Here is a 23,674-nt window from a genome sequence, read left to right on the forward strand (position 1 = left end):
GAGTAGCGCCCTACGCAGCCTCGCTTGCGCTCGGCAGCTGCTACGGGGTTTGCGCGGTTTTGGATAAGACGGTATCTACGGGGCGGCGCGTTACTGAATGATCAGGTTATTGAACAGCAGGTCTTCCACCATGGGCTTGCCCGTCTCGTCGTTCATCACTTGCTGGGTTTGCTTCAGCGCTTCCTGGCGCAGCTTTTCCTTGCCCTCGACAGTGCTCATCGTCTCGTTGGTCTGCTGGGTGAATAGCGCGACCAACTGGTTACGGATCAATGCGTCGTTGGCCTTGACCGCTTTGGCGGCTTCCTCGCCAGTCACGCGCAGGGCGATGTCGGCCTTGAACACTTTGAGCTTGGCCGTGCCATCCAGGCCGTAGTTACCCACGAACGGCGGGCTCAGGCTGATATAACTGACCTTCGGCGCCGCACCTTCTTTGGCTTCTTCGGCCTGGGCTGCCATCGGCAAGGTCAGGGCCAGCATCAACAGGATCCACGCTTTCACAGTTCATTCCTCACATTCGGTTGCCGGGTAGCATAACGCTAGCAAGGCAGAGCACAAGCTTATGGCGACTTATCAGGGCCGAGCATGCTCGTTGACCCACAGGCCTACCCTCCTACACTTATCGGCCACGACACCAAAAGGAATAGCCCGATGAAAGCTGTGCTGTGCAAAGCCTTCGGCCCCGCCGAAACCCTGGTGCTGGAAGAAATCGCCAGCCCGGCGATCAAGAAGAACGAAATCCTGCTGGACGTGCACGCCGCCGGGGTCAACTTCCCCGACACCCTGATCATCGAGGGCAAATACCAGTTCAAGCCGCCCTTCCCGTTCTCGCCGGGTGGCGAGGCCGCGGGCGTGGTCAGCGAAGTGGGCGAAAAGGTCAGCCACCTGAAAGTCGGCGACCGGGTCATGGCGCTCACCGGCTGGGGCAGCTTTGCCGAGCAGGTCGCGGTGCCGGGCTACAACGTGCTGCCGATCCCGCCGAGCATGGACTTCAACACCGCCGCCGCCTTCAGCATGACCTACGGCACCTCGATGCACGCGCTCAAACAACGCGCCAACCTGCAACGCGGCGAAACCCTGCTGGTACTCGGCGCTTCCGGCGGCGTGGGCCTGGCCGCCGTGGAAATCGGCAAGGCCATGGGCGCGCGGGTGATCGCCGCCGCGAGCAGCGCCGACAAACTCGCCGTGGCCAAGGCCGCCGGCGCCGATGAACTCATCAATTACAACGAAGCCAACCTCAAGGACGAGATCAAGCGCCTGACCGACGGCAACGGCGCCGATGTGATCTACGATCCGGTGGGCGGCGACCTGTTTGACCAGGCCATCCGCGCCATCGCCTGGAACGGCCGCCTGCTGGTGGTGGGTTTTGCCAGCGGGCGCATCCCGGAGCTGCCGGTGAACCTGGCGCTGCTCAAGGGCGCAGCGGTGGTCGGGGTGTTCTGGGGCTCGTTTGCCCAGCGCCAGCCGCAGGACAATGCGGCGAACTTCCAGCAACTGTTCACTTGGTATGGTGAGGGCAAGCTCAAGCCACTGGTGTCGCAGGTGTATCCGCTGGAGCAGGCTGCCCAGGCGATCAATGACCTGGGGCAGCGCCGGGCGGTAGGCAAGGTGGTCGTCCAAACCCGCTAACCGACCTGAAATGTAATCAAATGTGGGAGAGGGCTTGCCCCCGATGGCAGTGGGTCGGCTACAGATAAGCTGACTGACCTATCGCTATCGGGGGCAAGCCCCCTCCCACATTTGATCTTCGGTGTTCGTAAGAGAACATGCTCCTACTCTCATTTCCTGTATTTGCAGATAAGAAGCGATGCTATTTTCGGTAACGAAACTGTAACATTCGAATCCGCAGTCAAAACAAGAAATCTGGAGCTTTTGAATGTTTGCTTTCTTTCGTCCTGCCGCGCACCAGGCGCCTCTGCCTGAAGAAAAAATAGACAGTACCTACCGACGGCTGCGCTGGCAGATCTTCGCCGGTATTTTCTTCGGTTATGCCGGGTACTACCTGCTGCGCAAAAACTTCTCCCTGGCCATGCCCTACCTGATCGACGAGGGTTATACCCGGGGTGAGCTGGGCCTGGCGATGTCGGCCATCGCGATCGCCTACGGCCTGTCCAAGTTCCTCATGGGCCTGGTGTCAGACCGCTCCAACCCGCGCTACTTCCTGCCCTTCGGCCTGCTCGTATCGGCGGGAGTGATGTTCATTTTCGGTTTCGCACCTTGGGCGACGTCCAGTGTGACCATGATGTTCATTTTGCTGTTCATCAACGGCTGGGCCCAGGGTATGGGCTGGCCGCCCAGTGGCCGGACCATGGTGCACTGGTGGTCGCAGAAAGAACGCGGCGGCGTGGTATCGGTGTGGAACGTGGCGCACAACGTTGGCGGCGGCCTGATCGGCCCGCTGTTCCTGCTGGGCATGGCCTGGTTCAACGACTGGCATGCCGCCTTCTACGTGCCGGCCACGGTGGCCTTGGCGGTGGCGGCGTTTGCCTTCATTACCATGCGCGACACTCCGCAATCGGTGGGCCTGCCACCGATTGAGCAATACAAGAACGACTACCCGGAAGGCTACGATGCCAGCCACGAAGACGAATTCAGCGCCAAGGAAATCTTCGTCAAGTACGTGCTGCGCAACAAAATGCTTTGGTACATCGCCTTCGCCAACGTGTTCGTCTACCTGCTGCGCTACGGCGTACTGGACTGGGCGCCAACCTACCTCAAGGAAGCCAAGCACTTCACGGTCGATAAGTCGTCTTGGGCGTACTTCTTCTACGAGTGGGCAGGTATTCCGGGCACGCTGCTGTGCGGCTGGATGTCGGACAAGATCTTCCGCGGCAACCGTGGCCTGACCGGCATCGTGTTCATGGCGCTGGTGACCGTTGCGACCCTGGTGTACTGGCTCAACCCACCGGGTAACCCGATGGTCGACATGATCGCGCTGTTCTCGATCGGCTTTTTGATCTACGGCCCGGTCATGCTGATCGGCCTGCAGGCGCTGGAACTGGCCCCGAAGAAAGCCGCCGGTACGGCTGCCGGCTTCACCGGCCTGTTCGGCTACCTGGGCGGTTCGGTGGCGGCCAGTGCGGCCATGGGCTACACCGTGGACCATTTCGGCTGGGACGGTGGTTTTGTGCTGCTGATCGGCGCGTGCCTGCTGGCCATCGCGTTCCTGATCCCAACGCTGTGGCACACCAACAGCGTCAGCTCGGCGCGTTAATCGCCTGGGCAATCCTTGGCACAACGCTTGAGCCGCGCCTCCAGATTCTTGTCTGGCATGGCGTGGCTACGCAGGGCGTTGACGGTCTGCTCGACATAATCGCGAGTGGTCCCGTAACGCCCGCAAGCGCTTTGCAACACATGGTTCAGCACGATATCGGGCAAGTTGCCGGCGTAACTGGGCAAGTGCCGCTCCAACACAAACCCCAACGCCTGCACCTGACTGCCATCTTCAAGACGGCAGCTGAGCCAGTGCGGCCGGTAGGAGGGGTAAGGCATCTCGCGCTGCCACAAAGCGTAGAGCGAGGCCTCCAGTTGATCTTCCGGCAAGCGGTAGGCAAACCCACTGCACGAGCCACCGCGATCCAGGCCAAAGACCAAGCCCGGCAACTCCGGCGTGCCCCGATGCTCGTGGGACCACAGGTACAGGCCCCGGTGATAACCGTGGACCCGTGCCCGCACCCGCTCAGTCGACGAACATTCCGGGCGCCAGATCAGCGAACCATACGCAAATAGCCAGACCGGGCCACCCTTGTGCCGGCCCATGGTGGCCTGCATCGAGCTCATTAACTGTTCGTGAGTGAGTTGCGGCCCAAGATCGAGCCGCGGAGGGTAAGCCAATTGCAAAAGATCGGATTCAATGGCGGTCATGGCGAAAAGCGGTGCGCCCCCTGTGTGTTACCAGTTGTAAGCAACTTTACCGTAATAAAACGCGCCGCTGTAACCGTACGGCGAAAAAGTGCTACAGGCGGTTGTCGCGACTGCGGTGACGGCGCAGCCCTTTTCGTCAGGATTGCACCCGGCAATCTCGCTACTTTCAGCCCCGGTTCAGCCTGGGAGCACGCCAAGCGGTCAAAATAGCGCGCACATCACGACCCACCTAGCCGCCATCAAACCGACTATCGAGGTCGCTCCCATGAAGAAATTTCGACTGCCTGGCCTGCTGTTCCTGGCCCAAGCCACCACCGCACTGGCTGGCGAAACACCGCCCGCCAATGACGACAAAGGCTTCTGGTACGCGCAGACCAGCGTGTATACCCGGCACTTCGCGCCGGACAAAGATCACAACAACAACCAGGACCTGATCGGCCTGGAGCGCAATGAAGCATCAGGATTGGTGTATGGCGGGGCGACGTTTCGCAACTCGTTCAGCCAGCGCTCCTACTATGCCTATGCAGGCAAGCGCTATGAGATGACCGACTATCCGGTGTACCTGAAGGTCACAGGCGGGGCGATCCAGGGCTACCGCGGCAAATACCGCGACAAGATCCCCCTGAACCGTTTCGGCGTAGCGCCGGTGATCATTCCGTCGGTAGGCACCCATTACGGGCCGGTGGCAGCGGAACTGGTGCTGCTGGGGTTCAATGCGGCGATGGTGACGACCGGGGTACGATTCTGAGCACGCCCCCTCCCACAGTTTGAACGCCTCAGGCCCGCGGGGCGTAGGCGAATACGTCGGCGCGCATCTGGTGTGCATCCATACCGGCGTCGACCAACGCATCCAGCGTGCCGTAGATCATCGCCGGTGAACCGCTGGCATAGACATGCACCGCCTTGAGGTCGGCAATGTCTTCGCACACCGCTTCATGCAGCAAGCCGCAGCGCCCCTCCCAACCGCATAGGTCGCTGACCACCTTGTGCAGGAACAGGTTGGGCAGTTGCAGCCATTGGTCCCAGTGCTCGATCTCGTAGAAATCTTCCGGGCGACGCACACCCCAGTACAGATGTACCGGGTGCTTGAACCCGGAAGCACGGCAATGCTCGATCAGGCTGTGCATCTGCGCCATGCCGGTACCGGCGGCGATCAGCACCAAGGGCCCGTCCGGCAGCTCGGCCAGGTGGGTGTCGCCAAATGGCAGCTCGATGCGCGCCATCTGGTCGCGCTGCAATTGCTCCAGCAAGTTGCGCGCGCTGTCCTCGCGGGCCAATACATGCAGCTCCAACTCGCGACCGGCATGGGGCGCCGACGCCAGGGAAAATGCCGACTTCTCGCCATTCTCCCGCTCGATCATCAGGTATTGCCCGGCGTGGTAACGCACCGCCTTGCCGGCCGGGGCCCGCAGACGCACGCGCCACACATCGCCGCCCACTTCCACGCACTCGCTCAATTGGCATGACAACTTGCGCAACGGCAACTCTCCCGGCGCCAGCACGCCATCCCACAACACCACGCAATCCTCCAGTGGTTCGGCGATGCAGGTGTAGAACTCACCATGGTCGCGCACTTCGCCGGCTTGCTGCACCCGGCCTTCCACCAGCAGTGCGGCGCACACGTGGCACACGCCATTGCGACACGCCTGAGGGCATTCGTAGCCCAGGCGGCGCGCGCCTTCGAGGATTCGTTCGCCGGGGACCAGCTCCAGCACGGCGCCGGAAGGTTGCAGGGTTACACGCATCAATCTATTCCCAATTCTTTCCAGATCGCATCGACACGTGCCGTGACGGCTTCATCCTTGACGATCACCCGGCCCCACTCGCGGGTCGTTTCACCCGGCCATTTGTGGGTAGCGTCCAGGCCCATCTTCGAGCCCAGGCCCGACACCGGCGACGCGAAGTCGAGGTAGTCGATCGGCGTGTTGTCGATCATCACCGTGTCGCGCTTGGGGTCCATGCGCGTGGTGATGGCCCAGATCACGTCGTTCCAGTCCCGGGCATTGATGTCGTCGTCGGTGACAATAACGAACTTGGTGTACATGAACTGTCGCAAAAACGACCACACACCCAGCATTACCCGCTTGGCATGCCCCGGGTACGACTTCTTCATCGTCACGATGGCCATGCGATACGAGCAGCCTTCCGGCGGCAGGTAGAAGTCGGTGATTTCCGGGAATTGCTTCTGCAGGATCGGCACGAACACTTCGTTCAGCGCCACGCCCAGGATCGCCGGCTCATCTGGCGGACGACCGGTGTAGGTGCTGTGGTAGATCGGTTTGATCCGGTGTGTGATGCGCTCGACGGTGAACACCGGGAAGCTGTCGACTTCGTTGTAATAGCCGGTGTGGTCGCCGTATGGGCCTTCATCGGCCATCTCGCCTGGATGAATCACGCCTTCGAGGATGATTTCAGCGGTGGCCGGGACTTGCAGGTCGTTGCCACGGCACTTCACCAGCTCGGTGCGGTTGCCGCGCAACAGGCCGGCGAAAGCGTATTCGGACAAGCTGTCGGGCACCGGGGTCACGGCGCCGAGGATGGTCGCAGGGTCAGCGCCCAGGGCCACGGATACCGGGAATGGCTGGCCGGGGTGTTTTTCGCACCACTCACGGTAGTCCAGCGCGCCGCCACGATGGCTCAGCCAACGCATGATCACCTTATTGCGGCCGATCACTTGCTGGCGGTAGATACCCAGGTTCTGGCGGTCCTTGTTCGGGCCCTTGGTGACGGTCAGGCCCCAGGTGATCAGCGGGCCGACGTCGCCGGGCCAGCAGGTTTGCACGGGGAGCATGGCGAGGTCGACGTCATCCCCTTCGATGACCACTTCCTGGCACACCGCGTCCTTGACCACCTTGGGTGCCATGGCAATGATCTTGCGGAAGATCGGCAGCTTCGACCAGGCATCCTTGAGGCCCTTGGGCGGCTCGGGCTCCTTGAGGAACGCCAGCAGCTTGCCGATCTCGCGCAACTCGCTGACCGACTCGGCGCCCATGCCGAAGGCTACGCGGTCGGGAGTACCGAACAGGTTGCCGAGCACCGGGATGTCAAAACCGGTCGGGTTCTCGAACAGCAGCGCCGGGCCCTTGTTACGCAAGGTGCGGTCGCAAATCTCAGTCATTTCCAGCACCGGGGAAATCGGCATCTGGATACGTTTCAACTCTCCGCGCTGCTCAAGTTGCTGCACGAAATCCCGAAGATCCTTGAATTTCATTAACCATGCCACCCGTAAAATAGGCGTACATCCTACCTGCTCTGAGGGCTGCTGGCAGCTTATCGCGGCGTATTTGGGTCAGGAACAGGCTTAAAAAACGCGCAAAAAAAAATGGCGCCCCTGGGGGCGCCATTCTTTCGGACCTGAAACGTCGTATTACTTACGTTTCATCGACAGGAAGAACTCGTCGTTGGTCTTGGTGGTTTTCAACTTGTCGATCAGGAACTCGATGGCCGCAACTTCGTCCATCGGGTGCAGCAGCTTGCGCAGGATCCACATGCGCTGCAGTTCGTCGTCGGCGGTCAGCAACTCTTCACGGCGGGTGCCGGAGCGGTTGATGTTGATCGCCGGGAACACGCGTTTTTCCGCGATGCGACGGTCCAGAGGCAGTTCCATGTTGCCGGTACCCTTGAACTCCTCGTAGATCACTTCGTCCATCTTCGAACCGGTTTCAACCAGTGCGGTGGCGATAATGGTCAGCGAGCCGCCTTCTTCAATGTTCCGCGCGGCGCCGAAGAAACGCTTCGGTTTCTCCAGGGCGTGGGCATCGACACCACCGGTGAGGACCTTGCCGGAGCTCGGGATCACGGTGTTGTAGGCACGGGCCAGACGGGTGATGGAGTCGAGCAGGATCACCACGTCCTTCTTGTGTTCGACCAGGCGCTTGGCCTTCTCGATCACCATTTCGGCAACCTGCACGTGGCGGGTTGGCGGCTCATCGAACGTCGAGGCAACCACTTCGCCGCGCACGGTGCGCTGCATTTCGGTTACTTCTTCCGGGCGCTCATCGATCAGCAATACGATCAGGTGAACTTCAGGATTGTTACGTGCAATGTTCGCTGCAATGTTCTGCAGCATGATGGTCTTACCGGCTTTCGGCGGTGCGACGATCAGGCCACGCTGGCCTTTGCCGATCGGGGCGCACAGGTCGATCACACGACCGGTCAAGTCTTCGGTGGAACCGTTACCGGCTTCCATCTTCATGCGCACGGTCGGGAACAGCGGGGTCAGGTTCTCGAAGAGAATCTTGTTTTTCGCGTTCTCGGGACGATCAAAGTTGATCGTGTCGACCTTGAGCAGGGCGAAGTAACGCTCGCCTTCCTTCGGTGGGCGGATCTTGCCAACGATGGTGTCACCGGTGCGCAAGTTGAAGCGACGGATCTGGCTCGGCGAGACATAGATGTCGTCTGGACCGGCGAGATAGGAGGCGTCTGCAGAGCGGAGGAAACCGAAGCCGTCCTGGAGAATCTCCAGCACGCCATCACCGGAGATTTCCTCGCCGCTTTTCGCGTGCTTTTTCAGCAGGGAGAAAATCACGTCCTGCTTGCGCGAACGGGCCATATTTTCTATGCCCATTTCTTCGGCCAGTTGGAGCAGGTCGGTAATCGGCTTTTGCTTGAGTTCAGTCAGATTCATATAGGAATGACGTAATCATTTATGGAGGGGGGGAAATTAAGCTTTTGGCTTAATGAGGCCGCGCCGCAGAGAAGGCGACAGGATCGCGTACTAATCGAAAAGGAATGCGTCGGCGACGGCTTGCAGGGGGCAGTGGAGAAACCAGTGCGGGGCCGAATGTACCACCTGAGTTTCGGAGCGTCTAGCCCTGTTTCACGAAAAAGCCCCGCTATTTACGGGGCTTTTTGACGACGCTTAGATGTTCGCGTCGAGGAAAGCTTGCAGCTGAGACTTCGACAGCGCGCCCACCTTAGTGGCTTCGACGTTGCCGTTCTTGAACAACATCAACGTAGGAATACCGCGCACGCCATGCTTGGCCGGGGTTTCCTGGTTGTCGTCGATGTTCAGTTTGGCAATGGTCAGCTTGCCTTCGTAGGTGGTTGCAATCTCGTCCAGGACCGGAGCGATCATTTTGCAAGGGCCACACCATTCAGCCCAGTAGTCAACCAGCACCGGGCCAGCAGCCTTGAGTACTTCGGCCTCAAAGGTCGCGTCGGTGACGTGCTTGATAAGATCGTTGCTCATGGATGTCTCCGGATTGTAAGCAAAAAAAACGTTGCCCATCATAGCCGTCCTTCCCCCGTTCAGGAAGCCGCCTCTGATTGAGTCTTCCTATGATGGCGCATGAGTTTGGATATAGCCCAACTCAGGGCGTAACGGGAGTCACGAAGGCGATACCTGTGCGCAACGCCGCATTGCGTACATGCTCCTGCATGGTTTTCTGCGCCGACGCACTGGCCCGCCGGGCCAGGGCGCGCAGGATTTTGCGATGTTCCTGCCAGGTTTCCATGGCCCGCTCCGGCCGGATGAACGGTAGTTTCTGGCTTTCCAGAAACACCTCGGCACTGGCACTCAGGATGCTCACCATCGCCTGGTTACCGCTGGCCAGCAGGATCCGCTGGTGGAATTCGAAGTCCAGCCGTGCGGCCGCTTCGAAGTCGCCGGCCTTGAGCACCTTGCGCATCGCTTCGACATTGTCTTCCAGGCTGTCCAGTTCATCGATCGTCAGCGTGACAGCCGCCAAACCCGCCGCAAACCCTTCCAGCGCATAGCGCAACTGGAAGATATCGAGCGGCGTGGCCTGCGCTGCAAAAGGCCAGGCAAAGCCCGGCGCGTCATCCACCGCCTGCACGAACACGCCTTTACCTGGCTGCACACTGACCACACCCAAGGCGCTCAAGGACGACAGCGCCTCGCGCAGCGACGCCCGGCTGACGCCCAACTGCACCGCCAGGTCGCGCTGGGACGGCAGTGCATCGCCCGGCCCGAAGCCTTGCTCCTTGATCAGTTTGCGGATGGCCTGCAGGGCCGCTTCCGGTACGGCTTGGGCGATGGAATTCATAAAAAACTCAAGGTTCCAGTCAACAGAGCGGCTAGTTGTAAAGCTATTCGTGGCCCGCGGCAAGCCACGCCCCAAAGGGGCTCGCGGGGTTTTATCGACGCTCGAAAAGAGTGCGAAAAATCGCAGCACTGTTCAGACCAGTAAGACCACCGCACCTCAACAAACTCAAGCCTCGCAGACGATCCGCGCAGTACTGGCATGGGCTGTGCACTGAGCAAATCCAGAAAATTCCTTCGCCCTTCTCGGAGAGTTGCCATGACCAAGCGCTACAGCGCCCTGCTCACTGCCCTGTTTGCCAGCCTGATGCTGAGCCAGGCACCCGCCCAGGCCAACGGTCTGGACGATATCGTCGCCCGTGGCACCCTCAAGGTCGCCGTGCCCCAGGACTTCCCGCCGTTCGGTTCGGTCGGCCCCGACATGAAGCCCCGTGGCCTGGACATCGACACCGCCAAGCTGCTGGCCGACCAACTCAAGGTCAAGCTGGAGCTGACCCCGGTCAACAGCACCAACCGCATCCCGTTCCTCACCACCGGCAAGGTCGACCTGGTGATCTCCAGCCTGGGCAAGAACCCCGAGCGCGAAAAGGTCATCGATTTCTCCAAGGCCTACGCACCGTTCTACCTGGCCGTATTCGGCCCGCCTGACGCGGCCATCAGCAGCACCGACGACCTCAAGGGCAAGACTATCAGCGTGACCCGTGGCGCCATCGAAGACATCGAGCTGACCGCCGTAGCGCCCAAGGAAGCCACCATCAAGCGCTTCGAAGACAACAACTCCACCATCGCCGCCTACCTGGCCGGTCAGGTCGACCTGATCGCCAGCGGCAACGTGGTGATGGTGGCGATCAGCGAACGCAACCCGAAACGCGTGCCTGCACTGAAAGTGAAGCTCAAGGACTCGCCGGTGTACGTGGGCGTGAACAAGAACGAGCCGGCGCTGCTGGAGAAGGTCAACCAGATCCTGGTCGCGGCCAAGGCCGACGGCAGCCTGGAAAAGAACGCGATGCAATGGCTGAAAGAGCCGCTGCCCGCCGATCTTTGATACGACGGAGCTGACTCATGGCGTATCAATTTGACTTTGTGCCGGTGCTGGCCAATACCGATCTGCTGTTGCGCGGCGCGTTGTTCACTCTTGAGCTGACGGCCATCGGTGCGATCCTGGGGGTGGCCCTGGGCACCGTCGGCGCGGTGGTGCGGGCGTGGAAAATCCAGCCATTTGCCTGGTTCTTCGGCGTCTATGTCGAGTTGATCCGCAACACACCGTTCCTCGTGCAGCTGTTCTTCATTTTCTTCGGCCTGCCGTCCCTGGGGCTGAAAATCACCGAGTGGCAGGCTGCTGTATTGGCGATGGTGATCAACCTGGGGGCCTACTCCACGGAGATCATCCGCGCCGGCATCCAGGCCATCCCGCGCGGGCAATTGGAAGCCGCCGCCGCGCTGGCGATGACGCGCTTCGAAGCGTTTCGCCATGTGGTGCTGCTGCCGGCGCTGGGCAAGGTGTGGCCGGCCCTGAGCAGCCAGATCATCATCGTGATGCTCGGTTCGGCGGTGTGTTCGCAGATCGCCACCGAGGAGCTGAGTTTTGCCGCCAACTTTATCCAGTCGCGCAATTTCCGCGCGTTTGAAACCTATGCGCTGACCACCCTGGTGTACCTGTGCATGGCGTTGATGATTCGCCAGCTGCTCAACTGGATCGGCCGCCGCTTTGTGATGAGGAATAGCCGATGAGTGATTTTTCCTTCTGGGACATCGTGCGCAACCTGCTTACGGGCCTGCAGTGGACGCTGTTGCTGTCGCTGGTGGCGTTTATCGGCGGCGGCCTGATCGGCTTGCTGGTGATGACCATGCGCATCAGCAGCAAAGCGTTCCCGCGCAATGTTGCGCGCACCTATATCGAACTGTTCCAGGGCACACCGTTATTGATGCAGCTGTTCCTGGTGTTCTTCGGCATCGCCCTGTTGGGGGTGGATATTTCACCGTGGCTGGCAGCGGCGATTGCCCTGACGTTGTTTACCAGTGCGTACCTCGCCGAAATCTGGCGCGGCTGCGTCGACTCCATCGCCCATGGGCAGTGGGAAGCATCGGCCAGCCTGGCGCTCAATCCGCTTGAACAACTGCGCTACGTGATCCTGCCGCAAGCCCTACGCATTGCGGTGGCGCCCACGGTTGGGTTCTCGGTGCAAGTGGTCAAAGGCACCGCCGTCACTTCAATCATCGGCTTCACCGAACTGACCAAGACCGGCGGCATGCTCGCCAACGCCACCTTCGAGCCCTTTATGGTCTACGGCCTGGTGGCGCTCGGTTACTTCCTGCTCTGCTACCCCTTATCCCTCAGTGCGCGCTACCTGGAAAGGAGACTGCATGCCTCTGCTTAGAATTTCCGCCCTGCATAAATATTACGGCGATCACCACGTCCTCAAGGGCATCGACCTGACCGTTGAAGAAGGCCAGGTGGTAGCGATCATCGGCCGCAGCGGCTCGGGCAAGTCCACCTTGCTGCGAACCCTCAATGGCCTGGAATCGATCAACGACGGCGTGATCGAGGTTGATGGCGAATACCTCGATGCCGCCCGTGCCGATCTGCGCAGCCTGCGACAGAAAGTCGGCATGGTGTTCCAGCAGTTCAACCTGTTCCCGCACCTGACCGTAGGCGAAAACGTCATGCTCGCACCGCAAGTGGTGCAGAAAGTGCCAAAGGCCAAGGCAGCACAACTTGCCAGGCAAATGCTGGAGCGCGTAGGCCTGGGTGAGAAATTCGACGCTTTCCCCGATCGCTTGTCAGGCGGCCAGCAGCAACGCGTTGCCATTGCCCGCGCCCTGGCCATGTCACCCAAGGTGCTGCTTTGCGATGAAATCACCTCAGCCCTGGACCCGGAGCTGGTCAACGAAGTGCTCAGCGTGGTGCGCCAACTGGCCAAGGACGGTATGACCTTGATCATGGTGACGCACGAAATGCGCTTCGCCCGGGAAGTCGGCGACAAGCTGGTGTTCATGCACCAGGGCAAGGTGCATGAAGTCGGTGACCCGAAGTTGTTGTTTGCCAACCCGCAGACTGCCGAGTTGGCGAACTTCATCGGCACTACCGAAGCGCACGCCTGATCGATCAGCCGCCGGGTACCCATTCAAAACGCCCGCTACCCTCCAGCAACGTTTTATCGCGGACGGGGGGCGCGGCGCTCGATAGATAGGTGTCGACCTGCACCTGCGCAGAAAAGACTCGCCCCCTGACAGACTGCCCGGCCTTCAGCACCACCAACGCTTGGTCAGGCCGCAGTTGAGCACTGCGCTCGGCTCGGTTGTGCATCGGTGCCAGCTCTATTGCTTGGCCATCCAGCAGTGGCTGTTGCAGCGTCAGGTCAAAACGCCCCGCCCGGCCAAACCTGAAACCTTGGGCATCGGCCGGCACACCCTGAAAACGCAACGCAATCAACGTAGGCTCAGAGCACACCACGTTCAGGCGCACCATGCGTTTACCCAGGAAAATCCCGCGAGGCTCGGGCGTTGTACCGGGGCGCAGAAGCCCGTAATCAATTTGTGGCTGGCTCACTGATAGGCGGCACTCAGAAGCCGAAGCCTCAAAAACCGTCAACAGGCTCAACACCACCGTAAGAGCTCCCGGCGCCAAGGCACCTTTAACGGCAGACCGCCGCTGTGTTTTCATAAAGTTGGCCATCATCGTTTTGTTCCGACAGGTCGAGTTGCAGTTTGCAGGAGGTCGCGTTCGGCAATGACACGGTCAGGGCTTGTGGCGCGTCGATGTTGCTCAGGAAAATCAGGCCGTCCCCGACGACTGTGGTCAGGAATGTATTGTCTGCTGCCATAACCGAAGCGCCTTTGGCCAACGGTCGGCCACTTTGATCGATGGCACGCAACAGCACCCGCCGGACCTTCACCACTTCAAAGTCGACCGTACTGAATGAGCCTCGCCCAGCCTCCAGGGTTTTGATGCCATTCTTGATATCAACCTGACGTGGCAGGGATTTGCCTTCCACCTCGACGAGACTGGACTGATAGGCAGGCAAGCCCGGTATCACCGCCATTCCCCATCGGTCAGTCCATACAGGCCCTTGGGGTGTGGTGATGCGCGCGCCCGAAACATCGCCGACCGAAGCAACTCCAAAGGTATCCTCGACCCTGTACGGTGACAGCGTCAGCCCACGCTCATGCGCCACAACCGCGCCCTGCAACTGTCCGCTATAGCTGGTGCTGGTCGACTCTCGGTTAACGCCCAGGCCCAGCTGGGCGTAACGGGACGTCGTGTTGAGCGTACCGCCCAGCGCATGCCGGGCGTCAGCACCCAGGTCGCTGTCGGCGCGAAGTTCATAATTGAGCGTGTCGTCGACGCGCTCGCTGAAAGCAGTGCCAATACTTGATCGACTTCCCTGGCGCCTGGCCGTGGAAGTCAGCGAACGATCCCCACCCAAGGGAACGCTGACCTGCAGGCGAATGCCGACCCCATCGTTGTCGTCCTTGTTATTGCCGGAAGCACCCACCTGCGAGTCCACGCTCACCCCGACGTTGGCGTACTTGAAATTCTTGTTCCAGGAACCATGGATATGCTGGGAGGTGTGGCTGTTGAAGTTTGCAGCACGGGTGTATCCGATCGCGAACCCGCCCAACTGTGGGTCCGCCCAGTTGAACCCCGCCGTGTATTGATTTTTGAAGCGCGAGTCCACTCCCTCCCCCATATCGGCGCGCACAGTGTCGAGCACATCACGAAAACCTGGCGTCTGGGTCGTAGCACTCAAGGTCATGTGCACATCACCCGGCAATACGCTCCCCAAGGAGACGCTGTTACGCATGCCCCGCACGCTGTTCTTGCTGTCACGTGAGAGGTTGTTACGCAGGCCAACAGAGAAACGCTGCGCGAAATTGCTGTCCAGTGCCAACCCCACGGAATTGTAATGGTCGGTAACCTGCACACCCGAGCTGAGGGCGGTATCGGGTGTGAGCGCCCAGGTCCCGGAGCCCATGGCCAGCAGAGGTTCATCGGCACCGCTGCGGTCCACGTCCCGAATCGTGCCCACGGCCGCGGTATAACCTGACTTCACCGGCACCGCACCACGAAAGGAAGCGGCTGGTACGACAAAACTACGCTGTCCGCCACGGGTCTCGATAACCCGCACTTCAAGATCGCTCGTGCCGTTGAGCAGCGGCAGGTTGCTCAACACAAACGGCCCTTCCGGCACGACCGTTGTGTAGATCAGGGCGCCCGACTGACGCACCTCCACCCGCGACTGGCTCAGGGCCTGGCCTTCGACCACCACACCATTGCTGCCGGCACCGCCTTCGACACCGTCTGGAGACAGCTGAAAACCGGTCAGTTGCATGCCGCCAAACACCGGACTGTTACCGGCGATCTGTCCCACCTGGAAAGTAGACGCCAACGACGCAAGATCCCGTTGCGCATAAGCGTACAAGTGCTCTGTCCTTGAACGACCATCGGTCGAGAAATAAAGCTGGCGACTGCGTGCAATCCAATCGCCGACGTTGAACCCCAACTCCGTAGACGCCGATAGAAAACGCCCCCTGGCCTCGCGCGAATGACTGTTGATACCTTGCAAATCGTAGTTGAGCAGGCCCGCCATTCCTCCTCGGGCGAAGTGGCCAGTACCTCGTTGCGGCTCACGTATCGCCTGGGTCGGAACCACGATCGACACCTCTTCGTTGCCCGGGCGCAGGGTCAATACCGTACTGGGAAACTCGGCAAGAAAGTCATGGCAGGCCTGATCAGCGGGAACCTGCTTGTCTATCACCGAAGCAGGTACACGCAGGCCTCCGCGATCCAGCAAGCCGCGGGTAAAGCACAGCTCCCCCTCATGGTTGAACCGCGCATCGGTCAATCCAATGCGATCACCATTAACCGTCAGATCGACGACCCGAACGCCTTCACTGAATCGCGGTGCGTTCTGAAAATAGCGGGCGACCGATGGATCAAGTCCGCGATGCTGCAAGATGGCTAGATCGAATCCCAGAGGGGATGCCCCAGGCCCGGCATACACATGCCCGGCAGCTCCCGTAAACATCGCTACGCAGACTGAAAGACTGACTCGGTGAAATATAAAAGGCGCTTCGGCCTTTTGTACGTCACGTCGGTTTTTACGAACAACGCCGGCAACCTCGTTTACTTTTCTCATACGCGGTCAAGGCGTGTTGGCTACGAGCAGGGCATCGTAGTTGTCTACGGTAAATCCATAGACAGTGGCAGGCGCGATGGTGACTGACCTGGCATCAGGGTTGGGGCTTGAAAATTCGGCGCTCAACACCTCACCCGGCAAGACATAGGTGCGTGAAAGATAGGCTTTGGCTTTTTGCGGGTTCAGTTGCACCTCAGCGGCCAAACGAACGATATAGGGACTATCGTTGCGCACGCTCAAGGTTTTGCCCTGCAGGCTCCAGGTCAGCAGCTCCCAAGGCGCATTGTGCTGGGGCAGGCCCTTGGGGTGGAGAATCAGTGGCAGGTTTTGTCGCAGGCTGATACCAATCGTCGCCCCTGACCCTGGCTGGGTCTGTGGAATGCCCTCGAAGGTGACACGTTTTAGACGCTGGTTTTTGAGCGGTTCGTTGCCGATCGCCAGAAACCTCACCATTTGCAACTCGCCACCGTCCACCCTGGAAACAGGTGGAGTGACAACCACCAGCGGTTCAAGATCTTCAGGAACATCTTCAATTGCCGAATGGAGTAGCGCCGGCCCTGCATCAGTATTTTTAACGTTAATACTGACCTCACCATCCGCTTCATTCAGCACAATGACAGTGGTTTCAGGCTCCATACCATCGGCGTACGCTGCACCGCATAAAAGAAAGTTGACGCACATGCATATCGCTAAAAAAAACTTTGACTTCGAGAAGACGCTCATTCGATCTTTCCTTTACTTCGAGCACAGCAAAACAGCCAACACAAGTTAAAACTTCAAACACGCGAAGCCTCAACCTGCGCTGGCCGACCCGGCATCGCTTACAAGTAGCGCAACTCTAAGGTGGCATGGCCATCCAGATTGATGCCTTGACCGACGGAGAAAGCAGAGGTCTTGTTGATGACTCCCTGTACTTGCAAGTTGCCGGAAACGACGGACAGCTTAATCGGCGTAGTTGTGCCTGATGCCCAACTCGTCAAATGCGGCGGCTGTGCCAGAGCACCATCGCCGAAGGTCCAGGCAGCACCGTTATTGCTCGAACCATTAACCCTGACAACCTTACCGTCGGCGATGGTATTCGCCATGAACATGACGTAACCGCCCACCTTCTCACCTTTGGATGAGGTACCCAGTCCATAGTTGAAGGTGTCGATATATGTCCGGTTAAATGCAGTTTGCATCATCCCGGGCACTTTACTGCCTGCACGATTGTCCTGTGTCCTGATGCTTACCAAGGTAGGCGCATCACACCTGACTGTGAAGGGAGTGCTTTTTTTATCCAATTTTGTGTAATTAGTGGCACTCAGCGAACTCGGTCGAATCATACCGTAATCAAAAACCGAGTTGGCTATCGTAAAACTACAACTTGCGGGAGCAATAGTGCCTTTAACACGCACATCAGCAGCTTGGGCGTTCAGACCAGCAACGCCAAAAAACAACCCCATCAATAAAACTGCTTTATTTTTCATGAACAGCCCTTTTTATAAAAACCATGAGTAACGCCCAAACTTATTTCGTTTGAGCTATTAATTTTCAACGCACAGCGACAAGACAACCAAGCCTATCGACATAACGGCGTCGCTTTCACCGTATCCAAGCAACAGGTCTGTTGCTTAGAGATAGACCAATTCAAGAGTTGCATGACCATCCAGCATTATTTCGCTATTCATGGTCAACGCAGAGGTCTTATTAATAACCGGCTGAACCCTCAAGTTGCCGGAAACAACTTTCAACCTGATAGGTGTGTACGCAGAGCCTGAACGCCAACTGCCCAACTCCGGCGGTTGCCCCAAGACTTGATCTGTGTAGTGCCACGTCGCCCCATTATTGAAGGACCGTGCTAGAAGAACCGCTCTTCCATCGGCAACGTTATTCTCCATAAAAACAACATAGCCACCGATATTTTCACCCTTAGCCGTAGTACCAAGCCCGTAGTTAAACCCATCGTGATAAGTCCTGTTATACATAACCTGCATCAAACCAGGCACTTTACTGGATGCACGACTATCCAGCGTCTTGATTCCGACCATCGTAGGGGACGAGCAACTGACAGCAAAAGGCGTCCCCTTTTTATCTAACTTTGTGTAGTTTGTAGCGCTTAACGAACTAGGATTAATTCGCCCAAAATCAAGGGTCGAATTAGTAATGGTAAAACTACAGCTGGCAGGGGCAATAGAACCCTTGACCCGCAAATCCGCAGCTTGAGCATTCAGGCCAGCGACGGCAAAAAACAGCCCCACGAACAAAGCACTTCTATTTTTCATCTATAGCTCAACTCACTATCAGTGATCATTTACCGGCGCGTAGCTAAAGGCTCAAACGCTCCGAAAGCCAACTTTACAAGCCGCATTTAAAATGCCGACCCACTGAACCCTTAGCCCATAAACAAATACCACCACGGTCCAAATCGCCGACCCGAAGTATTAACACTCCACCCAATCAATAAAGCCGGAAAAAATATCAACCATCGTAAGAGCGTTCAGCAGCGTCCCTTCCACATTTGAGCAATCACTGTGCGAATAAAAATAACAACTCAGAGGACTAATAAAAAACTGCGTAGGAATTAGTTACTACCCCGTAAATAAAGGCCTCTAAAAATACGGACTACGGTAGCGATTGACCTTGTAATACAACTGTCATGAAAACCTCCTACAACCCGCATCGGCGATTTCCGCAGAGGCGCTGATTGGAAATCCTCTGGCGCTACGCGTTGGCGTCAGCTGTCGATCGTGGCACGATGGCAAGGTTATCGACCGAGACCCCCTAACCATGCCGCAATCCCAAGCCAAGAATCTGTCCCTGATCGCCGCCATCGACCTGGGCTCCAACAGCTTTCACATGGTCGTGGCCAAGGCCCAGAACGGCGAAATACGCATCCTTGAGCGGCTCGGAGAAAAAGTGCAACTGGCTGCCGGGATCGACGATGAGCGCCAGCTCAATGAAGAGTCCATGCAGCGAGGGCTCGATTGCCTCAAGCGTTTTGCCCAACTGATCAATGGCATGCCCCTGGGTGCTGTACGAATCGTCGGCACCAACGCCTTGCGCGAAGCCCGCAACCGGGGCGAATTCATCCGCCGCGCCGAGGAAATCCTCGGGCATCCGGTAGAGGTCATCTCCGGCCGTGAAGAAGCGCGCCTTATCTACCTCGGCGTGTCGCATACCCTCGCAGATACTCCTGGTAAGCGCCTGGTCGCCGATATCGGTGGCGGCAGTACCGAGTTCATCATCGGCCAGCGCTTCGAACCGCTGCTGCGTGAAAGCCTGCAGATGGGCTGTGTCAGCTATACCCAACGTTATTTCAAGGACGGCAAGATCACCCCGGCTCGCTATGCCCAGGCCTATACGGCGGCGCGACTGGAGATCATGAGCATCGAGCACGCCCTGCACCGCCTGACCTGGGATGAAGCCATCGGCTCATCCGGCACCATCCGTGCCATCGGCCTGGCGCTCAAGGCCGGCGGCCATGGCACCGGCGAGGTCAATGCCGAAGGTCTGGCGTGGCTCAAGCGCAAGCTGTTCAAGCTGGGGGATGCCGAGAAAATCGACTTCGACGGTATCAAGCCTGACCGTCGCACCATCTTCCCGGCCGGCCTGGCGATTCTCGAGGCGATCTTCGACGCCCTCGAACTGCAGCGCATGGACCACTGTGACGGCGCCCTGCGTGAAGGCGTGCTGTATGACCTGCTGGGCCGCCATCACCACGAGGACGTGCGTGAGCGCACCCTCACCTCGCTGATGGAGCGTTATCACGTCGACCTGGAGCAGGCCGCTCGTGTGGAGCGCAAAGCCCTGCACGCCTTCGACCAGGTCGCCGAGGACTGGGACCTGGAAGACGGCGTGTGGCGCGAACTGCTGGGCTGGGCGGCCAAGGTGCATGAAGTGGGCCTGGACATCGCCCACTACCATTACCACAAGCACGGCGCCTACCTGATCGAGCACTCCGACCTGGCCGGCTTCTCCCGGGAAGACCAACAGATGCTCGCGCTACTGGTGCGCGGCCATCGCCGCAACATTCCCAAGGACAAATTCGCCGAGTTCGGCGACGAAGGCATCAAGCTGATCCGCCTGTGCGTGCTGCTGCGCTTTGCGATCCTGTTCCACCACATTCGTGGCACCCAGGAAATGCCTCAGGTGACACTGCGCGCCAACGGCGACAGCCTGGATGTCGTGTTCCCGAAAGGCTGGCTGGATGAGAACCAGCTGACCCAGGCGGACTTTGGCCAGGAAGCGGAGTGGCTGACACGGGTGGGGTTCAGCCTGAACCTGCGCTGAGCCGATCTAAAGAACACTGCAAAAACACATGTGGGAGGGGGCTTGCTCCCGATTACGGTGTGTCAGTCGCGAATACTTTGACTGAACCACCGCAATCGGGAGCAAGCCCCCTCCCACATTTTCAGAGCGTGTTGTCTGTTAGTTCACCGCCAGAATCGGGCTACCCAACTTCTCCAGCAACGTCGCCTGTGCACTGCGCGGGTTCTGGTTGCCGGTCGGCGTGTTGCGCACGTAGCGGCCGTCAGACTGCAGGCTCCAGCTGTGGGTGTTGTCGGTGAGGTAGCTTTCCAGCTCCTTCTTGACCCGCATGATCAGCTTCTTGCCCTCTACAGGGAAGCAGGTTTCCACACGCTTATCGAGGTTGCGCTCCATCCAGTCGGCACTGGAGAGGAACATCTGCTCTTCGCCACCATTGAGGAAGTAGAACACGCGGGTGTGCTCCAGGAAGCGGCCGATGATCGAGCGCACATGGATGTTATGCGACACCCCGACAATGCCCGGACGCAGGCAGCACATGCCGCGCACCACCAGGTCGATGCGCACGCCGGACTGGCTGGCCTTGTACAGCGCGCGGATGATCTTCGGATCGGTCAGCGAGTTGAATTTGGCGATGATGTGCGCCGGTTTGCCGTCGAGGGCGAACTGGGTCTCGCGCGCAATCATGTCGAGCATGCCCTTCTTCAGGGTGAACGGCGCGTGCAGCAGCTTCTTCATGCGCAAGGTCTTGCCCATGCCGATCAACTGGCTGAACAGCTTGCCAACGTCTTCACATAAGGCGTCGTCGGAGGTCAGCAGGCTGTAGTCGGTGTAGAGCTTGGCGTTACCGGCGTGGTAGTTGCCGGTGCCCAAGTGGGCGTAACGCACGATCTCACCGGCTTCGCGGCGCAGGATCAGCATCATCTTGGCGTGGGTCTTGAAGCCAACCACGCCGTAGATCACTACCGCACCGGCCGCTTGCAGGCGGCTGGCCAATTGCAGGTTCGACTCTTCGTCAAAGCGCGCGCGCAACTCGATCACCGCAGTGACTTCCTTGCCGTTGCGCGCGGCGTCTACCAGCGCATCGACGATTTCCGAGTTGGCGCCGCTGCGGTACAGGGTCTGGCGTACGGCCAACACATGCGGGTCCTTGGCGGCCTGACGCAGCAGGTCGACCACTGGGGTGAAGGACTCGAATGGGTGCAGCAGCAGGATGTCCTGCTTGCTCACCACGCTGAAGATGTTCTCGCTGTTTTGCAGCAGTTTCGGAATCTGCGGGGTGAACGGGGTGTATTGCAGCTCCGGATGGCTGTCCAGGCCGGTGATGCTGAACAGGCGCGTGAGGTTCACCGGGCCGTTGACCTGGTACAGCTCGCTTTCGCCCAGGTTGAACTGCTTGAGCAGGTAGTCCGACAGGTGTTTCGGGCAAGTGTCGGCCACTTCCAGGCGTACCGCATCGCCGTAGCGCCGCGAGAACAGCTCGCCACGCAGGGCGCGGGCCAAGTCTTCGACGTCTTCGGAGTCCAGCGCCAGGTCGGCGTTACGGGTCAGGCGGAACTGGTAGCAGCCCTTGACCTTCATGCCTTGGAACAAGTCATCGGCGTGGGCGTGGATCATCGACGACAGGAATACATAGTTGTCGCCAGCGCCCCCCACCTCTTCCGGTACCTTGATGATCCGTGGCAGCAAGCGCGGTGCCGGGATGATCGCCAGGCCCGAGTCGCGACCGAAGGCGTCGATACCTTCCAGCTCGACGATAAAGTTAAGGCTCTTGTTCACCAGCAATGGGAACGGGTGCGTCGGGTCGAGACCGATCGGGGTGATGATCGGCGCGATTTCGTCGCGGAAGTAGCGGCGCACCCAGGTCTTGATCTTGGTGGTCCAGTGGCGACGGCGGATGAAGCGAACCTGATGTTTTTCAAGTTCCGGCAGCAGGATGTCATTGAGGATCGCGTACTGGCGATCCACATGACCGTGCACCAGTTCGCTGATGCGCGCCAACGCCTGGTGCGGCTGCAGGCCGTCCGCGCCGGCTTGTTCACGGGCGAAGGTGATCTGTTTCTTGAGGCCGGCGACGCGGATCTCGAAGAACTCATCCAGGTTGCTGGAGAAAATCAGCAGGAACTTCAGGCGCTCCAGCAGCGGGTAGGACTCATCCAGCGCCTGTTCGAGCACGCGAATGTTGAATTGCAGTTGTGACAGCTCACGGTGAATGTACAGGCTGCTGTCATCCAGGTTGGTCACCACGGCGACCACCGGGACCGGGGCGGGCGTTTCGGCTACCACGACAGGCGGGGCCGGCTCATGCTCCGGCGGAGTCTCGGTGACTTGTTCAACCACCGGGTGAGCGTCTTTTACGGCAACGTCGGAGAGTCCTTCGGTATTCATCGAGTGTTCCTGTGAGGGCTATTGTTGCTCTCTAAGCAATTGGGCGGCGCGGGCGGCGAAATAGGTCAGGATGCCATCAGCCCCGGCACGTTTAAAGGCCGTCAAGGATTCAAGGATTACCCCTTCACTCAACCAGCCATTTTGTATTGCAGCCATGTGCATGGCGTATTCGCCACTGACCTGATACACAAAGGTCGGCACTTTGAATTCCTCTTTGACCCGGTAAAGGATGTCCAGGTAAGGCATCCCGGGCTTGACCATCACCATGTCGGCGCCTTCGGCCAGGTCAGCGGCCACTTCGTGCAGCGCTTCCTGGCTGTTGGCCGGGTCCATCTGGTATGAGGCCTTGTTGGCCTTGCCCAGGTTCAGGGCCGAGCCCACCGCATCGCGAAACGGGCCGTAGTAGGCACTGGCGTACTTGGCCGAGTAGGCCATGATCCGCACATTGACGTGACCGGCCAGCTCCAGGGCTTCGCGAATCGCCTGGATGCGGCCATCCATCATGTCCGACGGCGCAACCACCTGGGCGCCCGCTGCTGCGTGGGACAAAGCCTGCTTGACCAACGCATCGACGGTAATGTCGTTCTGAACATAGCCTTCTTCGTCAAGAATGCCATCCTGCCCGTGCGTGGTGAACGGGTCCAACGCCACATCAGTGATCACCCCCAGCTCCGGAAAACGCTCGCGCAGGGCGCGGGTGGCGCGCTGGGCGATCCCATTCGGGTTCCAAGCTTCGGCAGCGTCAAGGGACTTGAGTTCAGACGGCGTGACCGGGAACAACGCCAACGCCGGAATCCCCAGCTCGACCCAGCCCGCCGCCTCTTCAAGCAGCAGATCAATGGTCAGACGCTCTACACCCGGCATCGACGCTACCGCTTCCCGGCGATTTTCACCGTCGAGCACAAACACCGGCAGGATCAGATCATTCGTCGTCAGTACGTTTTCACGAACCAGGCGGCGAGAAAAATCATCACGGCGATTACGGCGCAGGCGGGTAGCAGGGAATAGGCGATTGGCAGGGGTAAAGCTCACG

At 59.2% G+C, this 23,674-nt stretch carries 22 protein-coding genes; 8 read left to right on the forward strand and 14 right to left on the reverse strand.

What is annotated here, in order from left to right:
• Positions 1-90: 90 nt before the first annotated feature.
• Positions 91-498 carry a flagellar basal body-associated protein FliL gene (locus tag AB1462_RS08165; RefSeq protein WP_090401558.1) on the reverse strand — a complete coding sequence of 136 codons (408 nt, stop codon included), beginning with the start codon at positions 496-498 and terminating at the stop codon, positions 91-93.
• Positions 499-648: 150 nt separating this feature from the next.
• On the opposite strand from AB1462_RS08165, the gene AB1462_RS08170 reads away from it, so the two are divergent.
• Together AB1462_RS08170 and glpT are read left to right on the forward strand one after the other, a co-directional pair.
• Positions 649-1,626, forward strand: coding sequence for an NADPH:quinone oxidoreductase family protein (locus tag AB1462_RS08170; RefSeq protein ID WP_315335348.1), 978 nt, complete (start codon positions 649-651; stop codon positions 1,624-1,626).
• Between the two features lie 247 nt (positions 1,627-1,873).
• Positions 1,874-3,211 carry a glycerol-3-phosphate transporter gene (gene glpT / locus AB1462_RS08175; protein WP_065926651.1) on the forward strand — a complete coding sequence of 446 codons (1,338 nt, stop codon included), beginning with the start codon at positions 1,874-1,876 and terminating at the stop codon, positions 3,209-3,211.
• Here glpT and AB1462_RS08180 read toward each other — a convergent pair.
• Positions 3,208-3,861 carry a gamma-glutamylcyclotransferase gene (locus AB1462_RS08180; RefSeq protein WP_090401556.1) on the reverse strand — a complete coding sequence of 218 codons (654 nt, stop codon included), beginning with the start codon at positions 3,859-3,861 and terminating at the stop codon, positions 3,208-3,210. The two genes, glpT and AB1462_RS08180, sit on opposite strands and share 4 nt — an antisense overlap.
• Before the next feature lie 265 nt (positions 3,862-4,126).
• Here AB1462_RS08180 and AB1462_RS08185 point away from each other — a divergent pair, with 265 nt between their 5' ends.
• Complete coding sequence (locus AB1462_RS08185; RefSeq protein WP_259191707.1) at positions 4,127-4,609, forward strand: sn-glycerol-3-phosphate transporter; 483 nt, start codon at positions 4,127-4,129, stop codon at positions 4,607-4,609.
• A 28-nt stretch (positions 4,610-4,637) separates the two neighbouring features.
• On the opposite strand, the gene AB1462_RS08190 is transcribed toward AB1462_RS08185, so the two are convergent.
• The 5 genes from AB1462_RS08190 to AB1462_RS08210 form a co-directional block, all read right to left on the reverse strand.
• Positions 4,638-5,606, reverse strand: coding sequence for a CDP-6-deoxy-delta-3,4-glucoseen reductase (locus AB1462_RS08190; protein ID WP_090401554.1), 969 nt, complete (start codon positions 5,604-5,606; stop codon positions 4,638-4,640).
• Positions 5,606-7,072, reverse strand: a complete 1,467-nt coding sequence (gene ubiD / locus AB1462_RS08195; protein ID WP_090401553.1) for a 4-hydroxy-3-polyprenylbenzoate decarboxylase — start codon at positions 7,070-7,072, stop codon at positions 5,606-5,608. Before ubiD ends, AB1462_RS08190 begins: the two co-directional genes overlap by 1 nt.
• Before the next feature lie 156 nt (positions 7,073-7,228).
• Positions 7,229-8,488: a transcription termination factor Rho gene (gene rho / locus AB1462_RS08200; protein ID WP_003176825.1), complete on the reverse strand. Its 1,260-nt coding sequence runs from the start codon at positions 8,486-8,488 to the stop codon at positions 7,229-7,231.
• Positions 8,489-8,722: 234 nt separating this feature from the next.
• On the reverse strand, positions 8,723-9,052 hold the full coding sequence (gene trxA / locus AB1462_RS08205) for a thioredoxin TrxA (RefSeq protein ID WP_259191706.1): 330 nt from the start codon (positions 9,050-9,052) through the stop codon (positions 8,723-8,725).
• A 121-nt stretch (positions 9,053-9,173) separates the two neighbouring features.
• On the reverse strand, positions 9,174-9,869 hold the full coding sequence (locus tag AB1462_RS08210; RefSeq protein WP_090401552.1) for a FadR/GntR family transcriptional regulator: 696 nt from the start codon (positions 9,867-9,869) through the stop codon (positions 9,174-9,176).
• 255 nt (positions 9,870-10,124) lie between these two features.
• On the opposite strand from AB1462_RS08210, the gene AB1462_RS08215 reads away from it, so the two are divergent.
• Genes AB1462_RS08215 through AB1462_RS08230 form a run of 4 tightly spaced genes read left to right on the forward strand, consistent with a single transcriptional unit; the run spans position 10,125 to position 12,967 of the window.
• The gene (locus AB1462_RS08215) at positions 10,125-10,910 is read left to right on the forward strand and encodes a transporter substrate-binding domain-containing protein (protein ID WP_017530859.1); all 786 of its coding nucleotides are present in this window, start codon (positions 10,125-10,127) and stop codon (positions 10,908-10,910) included.
• Between the two features lie 17 nt (positions 10,911-10,927).
• Complete coding sequence (locus AB1462_RS08220; protein ID WP_017736949.1) at positions 10,928-11,596, forward strand: amino acid ABC transporter permease; 669 nt, start codon at positions 10,928-10,930, stop codon at positions 11,594-11,596.
• Positions 11,593-12,243, forward strand: a complete 651-nt coding sequence (locus tag AB1462_RS08225; RefSeq protein WP_090401551.1) for an amino acid ABC transporter permease — start codon at positions 11,593-11,595, stop codon at positions 12,241-12,243. Before AB1462_RS08220 ends, AB1462_RS08225 begins: the two co-directional genes overlap by 4 nt.
• Complete coding sequence (locus tag AB1462_RS08230) at positions 12,230-12,967, forward strand: amino acid ABC transporter ATP-binding protein (protein ID WP_090401550.1); 738 nt, start codon at positions 12,230-12,232, stop codon at positions 12,965-12,967. The genes AB1462_RS08225 and AB1462_RS08230 overlap by 14 nt, the downstream gene beginning before the upstream one ends.
• Positions 12,968-12,971: 4 nt before the next feature.
• Here the strand turns inward: AB1462_RS08230 and AB1462_RS08235 are convergent, their stop codons facing one another.
• From AB1462_RS08235 to AB1462_RS08255, 5 genes are all read right to left on the reverse strand, one after another.
• Positions 12,972-13,544, reverse strand: a complete 573-nt coding sequence (locus AB1462_RS08235) for a hypothetical protein (RefSeq protein ID WP_367246565.1) — start codon at positions 13,542-13,544, stop codon at positions 12,972-12,974.
• A complete protein-coding gene (locus tag AB1462_RS08240; protein ID WP_367246566.1) occupies positions 13,501-16,005 on the reverse strand; it encodes a fimbria/pilus outer membrane usher protein in 2,505 nt (834 codons plus the stop codon). Before AB1462_RS08240 ends, AB1462_RS08235 begins: the two co-directional genes overlap by 44 nt.
• 6 nt (positions 16,006-16,011) lie before the next feature.
• Positions 16,012-16,728, reverse strand: coding sequence for a fimbria/pilus chaperone family protein (locus AB1462_RS08245; protein WP_367246567.1), 717 nt, complete (start codon positions 16,726-16,728; stop codon positions 16,012-16,014).
• A gap of 98 nt (positions 16,729-16,826) precedes the next feature.
• Entirely contained in the window at positions 16,827-17,474 is a 648-nt protein-coding gene (locus AB1462_RS08250) for a DUF1120 domain-containing protein (RefSeq protein ID WP_367246568.1), read from the reverse strand.
• 144 nt (positions 17,475-17,618) lie between these two features.
• Entirely contained in the window at positions 17,619-18,269 is a 651-nt protein-coding gene (locus AB1462_RS08255) for a DUF1120 domain-containing protein (RefSeq protein ID WP_367246569.1), read from the reverse strand.
• A 505-nt stretch (positions 18,270-18,774) separates the two neighbouring features.
• On the opposite strand from AB1462_RS08255, the gene ppx reads away from it, so the two are divergent.
• The gene (gene ppx / locus AB1462_RS08260) at positions 18,775-20,277 is read left to right on the forward strand and encodes an exopolyphosphatase (protein ID WP_090401544.1); all 1,503 of its coding nucleotides are present in this window, start codon (positions 18,775-18,777) and stop codon (positions 20,275-20,277) included.
• A gap of 138 nt (positions 20,278-20,415) precedes the next feature.
• Here ppx and ppk1 read toward each other — a convergent pair whose 3' ends face one another.
• Entirely contained in the window at positions 20,416-22,641 is a 2,226-nt protein-coding gene (gene ppk1, locus AB1462_RS08265; RefSeq protein WP_367246570.1) for a polyphosphate kinase 1, read from the reverse strand.
• Between the two features lie 18 nt (positions 22,642-22,659).
• Positions 22,660-23,673 (reverse strand): porphobilinogen synthase, encoded by a 1,014-nt coding sequence (hemB, locus tag AB1462_RS08270; RefSeq protein WP_090401542.1) that lies wholly within the window; start codon positions 23,671-23,673, stop codon positions 22,660-22,662.
• Between the last annotated feature and the right edge of the window lies 1 nt (position 23,674).

The sequence above is a fragment of the Pseudomonas sp. SB113 genome, assembly GCF_040754745.1.
Taxonomy (GTDB): domain Bacteria; phylum Pseudomonadota; class Gammaproteobacteria; order Pseudomonadales; family Pseudomonadaceae; genus Aquipseudomonas; species Aquipseudomonas grimontii.